Origin of the sequence: Nocardioides halotolerans DSM 19273 (assembly GCF_000422805.1) — a bacterium.
Lineage (GTDB): Bacteria > Actinomycetota > Actinomycetes > Propionibacteriales > Nocardioidaceae > Nocardioides > Nocardioides halotolerans.
The window spans coordinates 17,635-30,269 of record NZ_KE383924.1 but is presented as its reverse complement, the minus strand read 5'-3'; the positions used below and the strand labels follow the sequence as shown (position 1 = coordinate 30,269).

The window sequence follows — 12,635 nt, the reverse complement described above, 5'->3', positions numbered from 1 at the left end:
CGCTCGCACCGTGAGCCGGGGCCGAGGGGACGAGCGCGACCTCGCGGAGCGCTTCATCTCGGTCGACGTGGAGACCGGCGGCGCCACACCCGCCGACTACGCGCTGCTCTCGATCGGCGCCTGCCTCGTCGACGACCCGGAGACCACCTTCTACGCCGAGCTGAAGCCCGAGGACAAGCGGACCACCCCGGAGGCGCTCGAGGTCAGCAAGCTTTCGCTCGACATCCTCTCCACGATGGGCGAGCCGCCGGCCGAGGCGATGCAACGCTTCGCCGACTGGGTGCGCGACGTGGTGCCCGCCGACCAGCGGCCGGTCTTCGTCGGGTTCAACGCGTCGTTCGACTGGATGTTCGTCGCCGACTACTTCGAGCGGTACGTCGGGCGCAACCCGTTCGGCTACACCGCGCTCGACATCAAGGCTTTCGCGATGGGCCGCCTGGGCTCGACCTGGGCGGAGACCAGCATGAGCGTGCTCGCCCCGAGGTACTTGTCAGGACGCCCGCTCGCACATCACGCTCTCTCCGACGCGCAGGACCAGGCCGCGCTCTTCCGGGCGCTCCTCGCCGAGCCCGCGGTCCCCGGGAAGGACACCACATGACCGACTCCACCGCAGGCGGCCGGGCAGACGCCGGCGACGACGTCGCACGCCTCGTCGAGTCCGCGCAGCGGCTCGGGATCGAGCTCGACGCGGCCGACACCGAGCGATGGCTCTCGGCGATGACCCAGGAGAAGGGCGTCGAGACCTCCGACATCGTCATCGACGAGGACGACGGCGTGTTCGGCCACCGCGTGAGCATGCTCGACTTCAGCCCCCGCGACCTCGCGAGGTTCCGCCGGATCGGCGAGATCGTCGAGGTGAAGGGGCCCGACGGCGTCGCCGAGGGCGCCCTCGCGCTGTCCGGCTCGGCCGCGCAGTCGAAGATCCAGACCCACCCCGGCGACGCCGACTTCTTCCAGCGGCTCAACATCAAGGCGCCGACCCGTGACGAGGCGTGCGCGACGCTGGCGCGGCTGATGAGGGAGCACGCGCTCGGCCACGAGAGCGGACCGACGTACCAGTTCATCGAGGCGAAGTGGAGCTCCTACCCCTTCGACTGCGTCAAGGCCGGCGAGCCGCAGAGGAAGGGCAGCCCGATCTCGTGGCGGCTCGACGAGGTCAGGGCCGGCCGGATCGACGTGGAGGTCGACGGGAAGCCGACCACGCTGGTCTGGGAGGAGGTGGCGACCGACCCGGGCTGGTGCAAGCTCGACTGGGTCGTCGCCGACCCCGACCAGAAGCGGCTCACCAACGCCAGCAACGTCATCGACGTGACCTGGGAGTCACCGAACGGCGAGATCGTGCCGCTCGACGGCTACCTCGACGCGTACTTCCAGGAGGTCTACCTCGACGCCGAGCAGCTGCCGACGTTCACCAAGGTCGTGCAGCACGTCTCCGGCAACGCGCTCGACGACTACATCGACTCCCTCGAGGGCGAGGTGCGCAAGTATCTCGCCGCCGACCACGCCAACTACGGCAAGGCCGCGAAGCGGATGTACAACGTCTTCCGACTCACCGGCCGGCACCTCGACGCCGCCTACCTGCGCGAGCTGTTCGACGAGCCCACCACGATGCTCTACCAGGTCTGGTCGCTGATCGGGACGCTCGAGAACGCCGCCGAGCCCGGCTCGTCCATCGCCGTCGAGACCGTGCAGACGCAGACCGACGAGCTTGTGCTCACGGTCGTGCGGGCCCTCGACGGCGTGCAGGAGAACGAGCTCGTCGCCGCCCTCCTCAAGCTGCGCGTCGCGCTCGAGGAGACCAAGGCGGGCGGGGCCGCGGCCGAGGCCGGCGAGGCCGACATCGAGTCCGCGAAGGTGCAGGTGGTCAACCTGATCAACAACTTCTTCCGCGACCGGCTGACCGCCGTACCCACGATCAAGGACTACATGGACTCGCTGCAGACCGCGTGACGCGCGCCGGCTCAGGTCGACGGCCGCGGCGCCGCGGGGCAGTCCACCTTCGGGTTGACCCCGGCGTAGTTGAGCGGGCCGGCGAGGATCGTCAGCCCGGTGTCGGCGCCGGTCTTGCAGTCGACCGCGCGGTCGTTGCCGAAGTAGCCGCGCTGTCCCGCTGCGGCCCCGCCGATGACCAGCCACACCGCGACGAGGACACCGATGAGCATCTTCATGTCCTACCTCCTCCGAGATCGGTGCTCACAGGGTGGCAGGACGGTCGGGCGTTGGCGACGGATTCGCGCCAATGCTGGGGGTGCTTGACGAGTCGAGGGTCGGCGGGCGAGCGTTCCGTCATGGAGCGCGTGCCTCACGAGAACGCGGCGACCGTGCTGGTCGACCCGCGGGTGCTCCGCGACCTCGAGGTGCACCTGATGAGCCTCGACCTCCGCCTCTGGCCGGTCGCGACCGCGCCGATCTGCACCGACGGGCCGCGCACGGCGTTCCAGATCCGACGGCGGATGCTCACCGCGCGTCGCGGCGAGTGGGACGACGCCGCCGACTGGGAGCCGTCTGGATCGCGTTCGGAGAGAGCTGGCGGCAGGGCGCCGAGCCGCTGCCGTGGGCCGCGCACGAGGCGCTCTACCGCACGCTTGAGCGGTACGCCGAGCACGTGCGCTACCGCCGCGGCCTCGGCGGGATCCCGCGCCTGGACGTGCCCCGTGAGCTCGTGGGCTGACACCACGTGAAGGTCGACCTCACCGTCCTGGCCGTCCCGGCCTACTTCGCCGCGATGGGCGCCGAGTACGCCTGGCAGCGCGCCCACCCGGTCGAGCCCGGCACCCGGGCCGGCGATTATCAGACGGCGGACACGCTCGCGAGCCTCGCGATGGGCGTCGGCAGCCTCGTGGCGCCGTACGCCGCGCGGAAGGTGCTGCGACCGGTCACCCCCGGGCGGGGGAGGTACGGCCGGGCGCTGCTCGCCGTCGGCGCCGCGGCGGCGGTCCTGACCACGGTCGGCGACGTGGTCCGTCGCCGCGTGCGCGAGGGCGGGCTGCCCGACCCGCAGACCGTGCCCGACCACGTGCGGGAGGTGCAGGAGGAGCTGGCCGGGCTGCGGCAGGCGCCCGCCGTGCCGCGCGACCGGCGTGCGGCACCCTCGCTGCCGCGGAGGATCCAGGGTGGTCTCGCCGTGGCGGCGGTCGCCGGAGCCGCGCTCACCGTCTCGACGGTCTGGGCGGCGCGCACGGGAGCCGAGACGTTCTTCCGCCGCAGCCGGCTCGACCTCGGCACGGCCTGGCCGGCATGGGCGGTGGCGATCCTGGGGTGGGACTTCCTCTACTACTGGAACCACCGGGCCATGCACGAGTCACGCTGGCTGTGGGCGGTCCACGTCGCGCACCACTCCAGCGAGCGCTACAACCTCTCGACCGCCCTCCGGCAGCCGGTGGCGGAGTCGGTCACGGTCGCGATCCCGTTCTCGCTCCTGGCGCTGGTCGGCGTCCGCCCGCCGATGATCGAGCAGGCGCGGGCCCTCAACCTGATCTACCAGTTCTGGATCCACACCGAGGCGATCCGGTCGACCGGGCCGCTGGAGCGGGTGCTCAACACCCCGTCGCACCACCGGGTGCACCACGGCTCCAACCGGCAGTACCTCGACCGCAACCACGGCAGCATCCTGATCATCTGGGACCGCCTGTTCGGCACCTTCGAGGCCGAGTCCGAGCCGGTCGTATACGGGCTGACCCGCAACATCGACTCCTTCAACCCCGCGGTCATCGCGACCCACGAGCTCGTCGACATCGCCCGCGACGTCGCGGCCGCCGAGACGTGGCACGACCGGCTGTCCTTCCTGCTGCGCGGCCCCGGCTGGGCCTACGTGCGCCGCGCCGAGACGGGCGTCGCCTAGCCTCCCTGGGTCCCGTCGGTCCCGCGGGAGCCGTCCTGCTCGAAGTTGTCGACGAGCTCCTCGAACGCCGCGTCCACCCGCGCCTGCTCCCGGGCGGCGGCGACGTCGGGGGTCGGCGGCCGGCGGCGACGCGGAGAGGGCGCCAGCTGGTTGGTCACCAGCGGCGACGTCGCACCCACGAGCGCGAGGACGAACCAGCCGGCGATCGGGAGCAGCGAGATCGTGCCGAGCGCGACCAGCAGCACCAGCGAGGAGACGAGGCCCACCCGCGGCACCGGCAGGTCGTGCTCGCCGCCGTCCGCGAGCGCGGCGTACAGCATCAGCATCCCGAAGCCGGCGCCGCCGAGGTAGATCAGCACCACGCCGACCAGCCCGTACACCTGCACCGACCCGATCAGGCCGACGGCCGTGGCCACTCCTGCCACGGGGAACCACAGCGCCTGGACGGCGCGGACGACCCGGAGGTCGACGCGGGGCGGGCGCCTCGGGGAGCGTGGGGCCATGCATCGAGCCTGCGGTCGCGGAGACCGGCGCGACAGGGCCCCTCGGGCAGGTCTGGAGGGCCAAAGGTCCCGAATTCGACGGAGCGGCCCGGGTCAGGGCCGGACGACCACGCGGATCGTGACGTCCCTCACGGCGAACGGCGTGGACTCGCGCACCCGCAGGTAGGCCACGTGCACGCCGGGCGTGAGGTCCGTCGCGTCGACGTCCAGCCGGACCTGCGTGCTCCCACCCGGCCCGACCACGGCCCGGTCGGGGCCTGCCTGCACCCAGGGAAGGTCGGTGGAGGGCCGGCAGTCGTCGTAGCCCGGCAGCAGCTCGACGTCGGGGAAGCCGTCCCAGGCCTCGAGCTTGCCGCCGATCTTCACGAAGCCACACGCGCCCGAGGCGCGCAGGAACGCGTGGTGGGACGGCGGGAGCGCCGACCAGCTGTCGGAGGCCGCGTCGTAGGAGTAGCCCTCGTTGGTCACCGTGGAGGAGTCCTCGGCCGCGCCGCCGACGACGACCAGGTGGTCGTCCACGACGGAGTAGGCGCTGGCCCACATGTCCAGCGGCAGGTCCGCGACGCGGGTCCACGAGTCGGCCTGCGGGTCGTAGGCGAACACCGCGAACTTGTCGGCGCCCGTCCCGATGCCACCCGCGCAGTAGACCTTCCCGCGGATCCCGCCGCAGGAGGTCCAGGCCGTGTTCTGCGGGTAGTCGGCGAGCCGCGTCCAGGCGTCCGCCTCGGGGTCGTAGCGGAGCACGTCGGTGCGCCCGCAGTCGTTGTCGAGGCAGCCGCCGACCACGTAGAGCTCGCCGTCCAGCACCGCGGTGCCCGACGCGGCCAGTGGTGCCGGGTTGGGGGCGGCCGTCGACCAGGAGTCCGTGACGGGGTCGTAGACGACGGTCTCGGCGACCGGGTGCTCGTCGGCGCCCCAGCCACCGGCGAGGACGAACCTGCCGTCGATGAAGGCGCCGGACGGCTGCTGCCGAGGCTGGGGCAGGTCCGCGATCGGCACCCAGTGGTCGCCCTCGGCGTCGTAGCGGAACGACGAGGTCAGCGCTGCGCGCGCCGCGGCACCGTAGCCGCCGAACGAGTAGACCGTCCCGTCCAGGCTGCCCGCGACCGTGTCGCGCACGGCGAGGGGGTACGGCGCGAGGTCGCGCCAGTCGCCGGCCTCGTCCGCCTGCGCGGGTCGTGCGGGCGGCTGGGCTCCCGCGTCGCCGCGGTCGGGCAGCGGCGACACGTCCGCCGGCACCCGCTGCACCGCCGCTCCTGTCGTGCTGCGTGGCGTGGCGGGCGGCGGTGCGCCCTCGACCTCCTCGAGCGAGAAGGTGGCCGGCGCATCACCGGTGTTGACCACCGTGAGCTGGGCGGTCGCCTGCCGGCCGCGGTCGACCTCGACCCGGATCGTGCGTGGCGTCGCGACGAGCCGACCGGACGCGAGCCGCAGCTCGAGGTCACGGACGTCGCCCGCCTCGACCTCGACCGCCTCGGTGGTCTCGGCGTGCTCGGGCGCCGACGCCGTGACCTGGTGCTGCCCGGGCGCTGTGACGAGCCAGTAGAAGCCGTCCGCGAGCCGCGGGTCGTCCGGCGTCGCGTGGCTCGTGGTGGCGAACGGGGCTGGGCCGTCGACCGCCACCGCGACGTCGTCCAGTGCGCGCCCGGTCAGCGAGCTGCGAGTGCTTCCCACGACCAGCCCGCCGGGCGTCGCCGCGCAGGTCGCGTCTCCGAGGAAGACGTCGTCGACCTGCCACCACCACCGGCCGGGGCCGCGCAGGTAGTGGAAGCGGATCTGTGCCTGGGCCGCGCCGGCCGCGTCGGGGAGCGGGACCCGCACGGTCTGCGGACCGGGCAGGCTCGCCTGCGTCGACCACACGGGCGACCAGGTCGCGCCCGCGTCGACGGACAGCTCCACCTCGGCCATGGCCGGGAAGCCGGTGAGCAGCTCGGTCGCGAACTCCAGCACCGGGTGGTCGGCGGCGCTGAGGTCGGTGACCGGGGAGACCAGTGAGACGTCCGGCAGCGACGTCGTCTGGTCGATGCTGTCGACGGTCGCGAAGCCTCCGGCACCGCCGGTGAGGTTGCCGCGGTGGGCCGGGTCGTCGAAGCGCCACAGCACCCCGCCGCCGAAGTGGTCGACCACCATCCAGCCCTCGGGAGCCGTGTCGCCGTCGAACGACGCACGGACTCCGTCGCCCCGGGTGTAGCCCGGCGCCGTGCAGGTGGCCGCGTCCGCGCCCAGTCCGACGTCGTGGGTGGTCCGTCCGTCGACGCGCACCGCATCCGTCCGGGTCTCGTAGCCGGGGTAGACGGCCTCGACCGCGACGTCGTAGGTGTGCCCGCCCGGCACGCGGAGGCGGTAGTCGCCGGTCGTCGGGTCGGTGAACGTCTCGAGCGAGGTCCCGGGCAGCCCGACGTGCGCGTAGAGGGGCCAGCCCGCGCCCGAGGCGTCGGACACGTGGCCCCGCAGCACGACCTCGGGCGCGACCTCGAGCTCCGCGCGGTGCGCCAGGAGGCCGCGGTTGGTCATCCGCACCGTGTCTCGAGCGTCGGTGTAGCCGAACGCCGTGACGAGCAGGTCGTAGTCGCCCGGCACGAGCTGCACGACGTACCGCCCGTCCTCGCCGGTCTGGGCCTCGGTCGGCTGGGAGGAGCCTCCGGTCAGGGTGACATGCGCTCCCGCGACGGGCTGGCCGGACGTGTGGTCGACGACCAGGCCGTGCAGCGCTCCCGGGCCACCGGCCGACGCCTGGGCGGCCGACGCGGCGCCGGGCCCGGCCGTGGTGGCGAGCAGCCCGACGAGCAGGGCGACGAGCAGGGCGGCGGGCGTGACGAGGACGAGGCGGGCGTGCAGCATGGTTCGGCTCCCGAGAGGGTGGGTAGAGCGGGGGACGGTGCCCCGTGACCCTGACACGGCGCGGGGTCCCGACTCCATGGAGTTCGGTGGCCGCAACCGGTCGCCGGCCGGATGCGGCCACGAGGCGAGGTGGATGGTGGAGACCGACCCGGGGCTGCTGGCGCCGCTGGGGGTCTCCGAGCTCGAGGAGCGGGTCTACCGCGCCCTGCTCGCGACGCCGGACGCGACCCGCACCCAGCTCGCGGCCTCGGCCCGGATCCGTCCGGGCAGCGTCACCGCGGCGCTGCGGAGGCTGGAGTCGCTGGGGCTGGTGAGCCGGACGGCCGGTCGCCCGCAGCGCGTGGTCGCCGTCGTACCCGATCTCGCCCTGGAGTCGCTGGTGCAGGCGCAGGAGCACCGCCTGCTGCAGGTGCGCGCGGCCGTGTCGGAGCTGGTCGAGGACTACCAGACCAGCCGGCGCGACGACCCGCGCGAGCTGGTCGAGATCCTGACAGGGGAGCAGGCGGCCGCCCGGCGGTTCCAGGAGCTCCAGGCGAGCTGCCGCGAGGAGCTGCTGCTCCTCGACCGTCCTCCCTACGCCGCGCCGCCCGACAACCCCGAGCAGGCGCCGGTTCTGCGCCGCGGCGTGCGGTGGCGCACCCTCTACGCCCCCGAGTCGCTGGAGCGGCCGGGCGCCCGCGCCCACGTGGAGGCGCTGGTGTCGGCCGGCGAGGTGGCGCGCGTACTGCCCGGGCTGTCCCTCAAGCTCGTGGTCGTCGACCGCCGGACCGCCCTGCTGCCCCTGACCCTCGACCGGGCGCTCGCGCAGACCGCGGTCATCCACCGGTCGACCCTGCTCGACGCCATGGTGGCGCTCTTCGAGGTGTTCTGGGAGCGGGCGATCCCCCTGGGCGGCACGGCGCCGCCCGCGTCGCTCACCGAGCAGGACCGCGCGGTGCTGTCCCTCCTCGTGAGCGGCGCCAAGGACGAGGCGATCGCGCGCGAGCTCGGCATCGGCGTCCGCACGCTGCGCCGCCGGATGCGGCACCTCATGGAGCTCCTCGACGCGGAGACCCGCTTCCAGGCCGGCATGCAGGCCGTCCGGCGCGGCTGGGTGTGACGGGCACGGCAAGGGCCCCACCGGCACGCCGGTGGGGCCCTCGATGCTCGTGGGCAGGGGCGGGGTCGAACCGCCGACCTTCCACTTTTCAGGCGGACGCTCGTACCAACTGAGCTACCTGCCCGAGCGGCGCTCACCCTACCGGAGTGGAATCGCTGACTCCGAATCGTGTCCTCTACGCTTGCCGGGCAGTCCGGCCCCCATCGTCTAGCGGCCCAGGACCCCGCCCTTTCACGGCGGTAGCACGGGTTCGAATCCCGTTGGGGGTGCCACTGGAGCAGTCCGGCCCCCATCGTCTAGCGGGCGGGTCATCAGCGACCCCGCCCTTTCACGGCGGTAGCACGGGTTCGAATCCCGTTGGGGGTGCCACTGGAGAGCAGTCCGGCCTGGTGCCGCTCGAGGTCGTTCGCGAGGTCTCACCCGAACGGGCGAGGCACGCCGCCCACGGCCACCGGCAGGATCTGCGTCCGTCGTCCGGTCCAGGGGAGGTCTTTCGGTGCGTTCGTTGCGGGTGGTGCTGGTCTGCATGCTGCTGCTGGTCGTCGGTTGGGCCGGGAGCGCCGGCGCTGCCGGTCCGCTGACCAGGTCGGCGGTCAAGAAGATCGCGGCCAAGGTCATCAAGAAGCAGGCGCCCACGCTGAGCGTGCAGCGCGCCGCAGTGGCCGACCGGGCGACCACCGCGGGCAGCGCCGACACCGCGAAGTCCGCGTCCTCGGTCACCGGGCCGGTCACCGGGCCGGTGACGGGGTCCGTCAACGGCGTCACCACCACGCCCCTGTCGTACGCGCTCGAGGAGGGTGATCCCGCGGTCTACCCCGTGGACATCCAGGGCACCCAGGTCGAGCTCCTCTGCACGGCCGGCGGGCTGCAGATCGCGACCCGTCGCGGCAGCGACCCGGCGCCGCCGATGGTCGGCGTCGTGTCCGTGCCGGCTGGCTCCAGCAGCTTCGTACGCCTCGGGTTCGGCGGCGGCGGGTCCGCGGGGGTGGTGCCCCACCAGGTCGTCCACGCGACCGTCCGCGAGGCGTCGGGCCGCGTGACTCGGGTCGAGCTGGAGGCGTTCTACAGCCAGAACGGCTTCGGCGGCACCGACGACTGCTTCGCCACCGGGCAGCTGGAGCAGTTCGGAGGCTGACGCCGACCGCGGGGCAGTCCAGCGCCGGGGTACCCACCGATAGCATCGAAATCGTGAGTGCCCCGTCCGAGATCCGCGACCGGCGGGACGCCTCCGGGGGTCACATCCTGATCGGCGGGCCGGGCCGAGCCGGCACCACGGTGCTCGTGCAGTACTTCACGGCATTGGGCTTCGACACCGGGTTCGACCTCGACACCGCGCTGACCCGGGTCGACCCGATCTCGCGCGGTGGCCTCGAGCACTCCCTCGGCAGGACGCTGGGGCGCGGCGTCACGATGCCCTACGTGTCGAAGTCGCCGTACTTCGACGACAAGCTGGGTCCCTACCTCGCGAGCGGCGAGCTCCGGGTCTCCGCGTGCATCATCCCGATGCGCCACCTCCAGGACGCCGCGGAGAGCCGCCGCCGCGCGTCGGAGCGCGCTGCCGCGGCGGGGCTCGACTACAACCGCCAGGCGGGCGGCATGCAGCGCGGGTTCCGCGACGTCAAGCAGCAGCGCCGCCAGCTCGGGGTGAAGCTCTACCAGCTCGTCTGGTCGCTGGTGGAGCACGACGTGCCGATCTACTTCCTGCCCTTCCCGAGGTTCATCGGCGACGCGGACGTGCTCTACGACCGGTTGGAGCCGGTGCTTCAGGAGCACGGCGTCACGCGGAGCGAGTCGGCGGCGGCCCTGGCCCGGGTGGCGGACCCGTCGCTGGTGCACCGCTCCGAGCCGGAGGAGTAGCCCGCGTTCCGACGATTGGGACCGACCTCTCCCGGTACGTTAGAGTCGCACCGCTTCACGGCCGCGAGGTCGGGAGCAGCCTGGCCCCGTAGCGCAGTTGGTTAGCGCGCCGCCCTGTCACGGCGGAGGCCGCGGGTTCGAGTCCCGTCGGGGTCGCCACCACACCCTCATCCGAGTCCGGATGAGGGTTTCGTGCGTCGGCCACAATGACCGCATGCCGATCGACATGGAGGCGGACCGGTTCGACGCGCTCGTCGACCGGGCACTCGACGGCATCCCCGACGAGCTGGCCCGGCTGGTGCGCAACGTGGTCGTGCTCGTCGAGGACGAGCCGCCCGAGGGCGAGCCCGACGACCTGCTCGGGCTCTACGACGGCGTGGCGCTCACCGAGCGCGACGGCTCGCTGCTGCCGCAGCTGCCCGACCGGATCTTCGTCTTCCGCGGGCCGTTGCTGGACTTCTGCGACAGCGAGGAGCAGCTCGTCGAGGAGGTCCGGATCACGGTCGTGCACGAGATCGCGCACCACTTCGGGATCGACGACCGCCGACTGCACGAGCTGGGCTACGCCTGAGCGACGACCACGCCGAGTGCGCAGGCGGCGAGCGAGAGCCCGATGGTCAGCACGGCGTACGCCGCCCCGCGCCGCCACCCCAGGCGGTGGGTCTGCACCGCGAACGCCGAGTAGGTCGTGAACCCGCCGCAGAAGCCGGTGCCGAGCAGCGCCGCCCAGTGCCCGGACGCGCCGGCCGCGACGAGCAGGCCGAGGAGGAACGATCCGACGACGTTGACGGCCAGGGTCCCGCGAGGAAACCGCTCAGCGTCGAGCGCGCTCGCGACCGCGAAGCGGAGCGGGGCGCCGACCGCCGCGCCCAGCGCGACCAGCAGCGGCGTCACTCGTCGCCGCCCTCGGCCGCGAACTCGTCGCCCGCCGCACGCGGCACGACCAGGCTCACGGCCGCGACCGCGACGAGGCAGGCGCCCAGCGTGCCGACCAGGTAGAGCAGCGCGGTGGCCGCGTCACCGGCGGCGAGCAGGGTGCGGGTCTGCTCGGAGTACGCCGACAGCGTCGTGTAGCCGCCGAGCAGGCCCGGTCCCAGGCCGGCGGCGAGCACGTGGCGACGGCGCACGGCTGCCAGGGCCGGCAGCACCGCGAGCAGCAGCGACCCGGAGACGTTGACGGCGAACGTCGTCCACGGGAAGCCTCCGCCGTCGGGAACGGCGTCACCGAGGGCCCATCTCAGCACCGCGCCCAGGGCACCCCCGAGCGCCACGGCCAGATAGGTCACCCGCAGAGGCTAGGCCCAGGCGTCAGGTGGCGACGTCGGCGTGGCCGTTGGACCGCACCTCGAGCCACGAGACCGGTGGGGCGCCGTCGGTCTGCCGGACGAACTCGGAGAGGAACCAGATCTGGAAGCGGCGCTGCTCGGGGCTGCGGGCCAGCGACAGCAGCCGCTGGGCGCGACAGAAGTCGTCGGCGAGGTCGAGCAGCTCGAGGAAGCGCGTCAGCGTCGAGGCCGTCGCGCGCGGCAGGTGCACGACCAGGTCGGTCGACTCCTTGCCCTCGGCCAGCGCGGCCTCGATCTGCTCGATGCCCATGCCGTCGCGAAGCTGGCGCTCCAGGGAGCCGAAGACGTCGGAGAGGCTCTTCGCCAGCGGGTAGTCGGACTCGTGGGCGAGCGCCAGCAGTCGCACCTCGCGGCGCAGCTCGCGGAAGTGGTGCTGGAACCCGAGGTGCAGCGCCAGCGGGGCGTCGAGGACGTGGACGCGCACCCGGTCGCGGGTCGGCGTGGGGGCGCGGTGCGCGAAGCCGGTGATCACACCGGGGACGCCCAGGTCGTCGGCGAAGTCCGCGGCGGGGGCGAACCACACCACCTTGCCGTCGTCCTCGATCTCCGCGCCCCAGGCCTCGGAGCACCGCGCGACGATGCTGAGCCCGCGCCCGAAGGTCAGCAGCAGGCCGTCGGTCTCGGGGCGGTCGAGCGGCTCGCTCGGCAGGATCGGCGCCTCGACGGAGGAGTCGCGCACCTCGACCCGGGGATGCTCGACGGTGCCGCGGACCCGCACCGTGATCGGCGGCTCGCCGTGGAGCAGGGCGTTGGTGACCAGCTCGGAGACGCCCAGCTGCGCACACTCCGACAGCTCGGGCCTGCCGATCTCGACGCAGAGGTCGCCGACCCAGCGGCGTGCGTCCTGCACGCCGCGTGCGCCCCTGCCCAAGGCGAGGGGTGGCCGGTTGAGCGGCACGGGGTCTCCTGGAGGGAATCGACTGCGCTGACCAGTTGGCTGTACTGGACAGCTGAGGGGCGTCTACCCGGTGCGGGACCGACCAAACCTCCGAGTGGATCGGTGGAGCCGCGAAATCCGTTGCCCGAACAGGATATCCCCACGATATCCGTGGTGTCTCACACCACACGGCGTGCCGGATGCGTGGCGTGGGCGCAGTGGTTACCCCAGTGAGGGGCCGCGAGGACCCCCCGAACGCCGGCCAGGGCGT

The 12,635-nt window shown here is 73.1% G+C and carries 14 protein-coding genes and 4 tRNA genes; 11 read left to right on the top strand and 7 right to left on the bottom strand.

The genetic code is table 11. The features are described 5' to 3' along the window. Window positions 1-10 precede the first annotated feature (10 nt). Window positions 11-598, top strand: coding sequence for a 3'-5' exonuclease (locus G514_RS0118620; RefSeq protein WP_051247772.1), 588 nt, complete (start codon window positions 11-13; stop codon window positions 596-598). Further along, complete coding sequence (locus G514_RS27745; RefSeq protein WP_051247771.1) at window positions 595-1,950, top strand: hypothetical protein; 1,356 nt, start codon at window positions 595-597, stop codon at window positions 1,948-1,950. Before G514_RS0118620 ends, G514_RS27745 begins: the two co-directional genes overlap by 4 nt. An 11-nt stretch (window positions 1,951-1,961) precedes the next feature. Here the strand turns inward: G514_RS27745 and G514_RS0118610 are convergent, their stop codons facing one another. Continuing rightward, window positions 1,962-2,168: a hypothetical protein gene (locus G514_RS0118610; protein ID WP_028652974.1), complete on the bottom strand. Its 207-nt coding sequence runs from the start codon at window positions 2,166-2,168 to the stop codon at window positions 1,962-1,964. A gap of 308 nt (window positions 2,169-2,476) precedes the next feature. Here G514_RS0118610 and G514_RS31200 point away from each other — a divergent pair, with 308 nt between their 5' ends. Both G514_RS31200 and G514_RS0118600 read left to right on the top strand, forming a co-directional pair. Further along, the gene (locus G514_RS31200) at window positions 2,477-2,671 is read left to right on the top strand and encodes a hypothetical protein (RefSeq protein ID WP_245582270.1); all 195 of its coding nucleotides are present in this window, start codon (window positions 2,477-2,479) and stop codon (window positions 2,669-2,671) included. A gap of 6 nt (window positions 2,672-2,677) precedes the next feature. Beyond that, on the top strand, window positions 2,678-3,841 hold the full coding sequence (locus G514_RS0118600; RefSeq protein WP_028652973.1) for a sterol desaturase family protein: 1,164 nt from the start codon (window positions 2,678-2,680) through the stop codon (window positions 3,839-3,841). Here G514_RS0118600 and G514_RS0118595 read toward each other — a convergent pair. Together G514_RS0118595 and G514_RS27735 are read right to left on the bottom strand one after the other, a co-directional pair. Further along, the gene (locus tag G514_RS0118595; RefSeq protein ID WP_028652972.1) at window positions 3,838-4,344 is read right to left on the bottom strand and encodes a hypothetical protein; all 507 of its coding nucleotides are present in this window, start codon (window positions 4,342-4,344) and stop codon (window positions 3,838-3,840) included. The genes G514_RS0118600 and G514_RS0118595 overlap by 4 nt on opposite strands. Window positions 4,345-4,437: 93 nt before the next feature. Next, window positions 4,438-7,185, bottom strand: a complete 2,748-nt coding sequence (locus G514_RS27735; RefSeq protein ID WP_051247769.1) for a carboxypeptidase regulatory-like domain-containing protein — start codon at window positions 7,183-7,185, stop codon at window positions 4,438-4,440. A 133-nt stretch (window positions 7,186-7,318) separates the two neighbouring features. Here G514_RS27735 and G514_RS30475 point away from each other — a divergent pair, with 133 nt between their 5' ends. Then, entirely contained in the window at window positions 7,319-8,284 is a 966-nt protein-coding gene (locus tag G514_RS30475; protein WP_169576503.1) for a helix-turn-helix transcriptional regulator, read from the top strand. Window positions 8,285-8,334: 50 nt separating this feature from the next. Here G514_RS30475 and G514_RS0118580 read toward each other — a convergent pair. After that, window positions 8,335-8,408: transfer RNA gene (locus tag G514_RS0118580), tRNA-Phe, on the bottom strand. Window positions 8,409-8,480: 72 nt separating this feature from the next. Between G514_RS0118580 and G514_RS0118575 the strand changes: the two genes are divergently transcribed. The 6 genes from G514_RS0118575 (at window position 8,481) to G514_RS0118550 (ending at window position 10,712) form a co-directional block, all read left to right on the top strand. Further along, a tRNA-Glu gene (locus G514_RS0118575) sits at window positions 8,481-8,556 on the top strand. Window positions 8,557-8,569: 13 nt separating this feature from the next. Further along, a tRNA-Glu gene (locus tag G514_RS0118570) sits at window positions 8,570-8,653 on the top strand. A gap of 127 nt (window positions 8,654-8,780) precedes the next feature. Beyond that, window positions 8,781-9,419 (top strand): hypothetical protein, encoded by a 639-nt coding sequence (locus G514_RS0118565; protein ID WP_157545003.1) that lies wholly within the window; start codon window positions 8,781-8,783, stop codon window positions 9,417-9,419. Window positions 9,420-9,472: 53 nt separating this feature from the next. Beyond that, entirely contained in the window at window positions 9,473-10,141 is a 669-nt protein-coding gene (locus G514_RS27730) for a hypothetical protein (protein ID WP_051247765.1), read from the top strand. 82 nt (window positions 10,142-10,223) lie between these two features. Further along, window positions 10,224-10,300 (top strand) — tRNA-Asp (locus G514_RS0118555). A gap of 55 nt (window positions 10,301-10,355) precedes the next feature. Continuing rightward, window positions 10,356-10,712, top strand: a complete 357-nt coding sequence (locus tag G514_RS0118550) for a metallopeptidase family protein (protein WP_169576500.1) — start codon at window positions 10,356-10,358, stop codon at window positions 10,710-10,712. Here G514_RS0118550 and G514_RS0118545 read toward each other — a convergent pair. From G514_RS0118545 to G514_RS27720, 3 genes are read right to left on the bottom strand one after another with little or no spacing between them, the layout of a single operon-like run. After that, complete coding sequence (locus G514_RS0118545; RefSeq protein ID WP_028652968.1) at window positions 10,703-11,035, bottom strand: fluoride efflux transporter FluC; 333 nt, start codon at window positions 11,033-11,035, stop codon at window positions 10,703-10,705. The two genes, G514_RS0118550 and G514_RS0118545, sit on opposite strands and share 10 nt — an antisense overlap. After that, complete coding sequence (locus tag G514_RS27725; protein WP_051247763.1) at window positions 11,032-11,427, bottom strand: fluoride efflux transporter FluC; 396 nt, start codon at window positions 11,425-11,427, stop codon at window positions 11,032-11,034. Before G514_RS27725 ends, G514_RS0118545 begins: the two co-directional genes overlap by 4 nt. A gap of 22 nt (window positions 11,428-11,449) precedes the next feature. Beyond that, window positions 11,450-12,337: an ATP-binding protein gene (locus G514_RS27720; RefSeq protein ID WP_245582269.1), complete on the bottom strand. Its 888-nt coding sequence runs from the start codon at window positions 12,335-12,337 to the stop codon at window positions 11,450-11,452. Between the last annotated feature and the right edge of the window lie 298 nt (window positions 12,338-12,635).

Bases quoted from the DNA above. Each gene is read 5' to 3' on its own strand.
- G514_RS27745 (WP_051247771.1), top strand. From the start codon at position 595: ATGACCGACTCCACCGCAGGCGGCCGGGCAGACGCCGGCGACGACGTC.
- G514_RS0118610 (WP_028652974.1), bottom strand. From the start codon at position 2,168: ATGAAGATGCTCATCGGTGTCCTCGTCGCGGTGTGGCTGGTCATCGGC.
- G514_RS0118595 (WP_028652972.1), bottom strand. From the start codon at position 4,344: ATGGCCCCACGCTCCCCGAGGCGCCCGCCCCGCGTCGACCTCCGGGTC.
- G514_RS27735 (WP_051247769.1), bottom strand. From the start codon at position 7,185: ATGCTGCACGCCCGCCTCGTCCTCGTCACGCCCGCCGCCCTGCTCGTC.
- G514_RS30475 (WP_169576503.1), top strand. From the start codon at position 7,319: ATGGTGGAGACCGACCCGGGGCTGCTGGCGCCGCTGGGGGTCTCCGAG.
- G514_RS0118550 (WP_169576500.1), top strand. From the start codon at position 10,356: ATGCCGATCGACATGGAGGCGGACCGGTTCGACGCGCTCGTCGACCGG.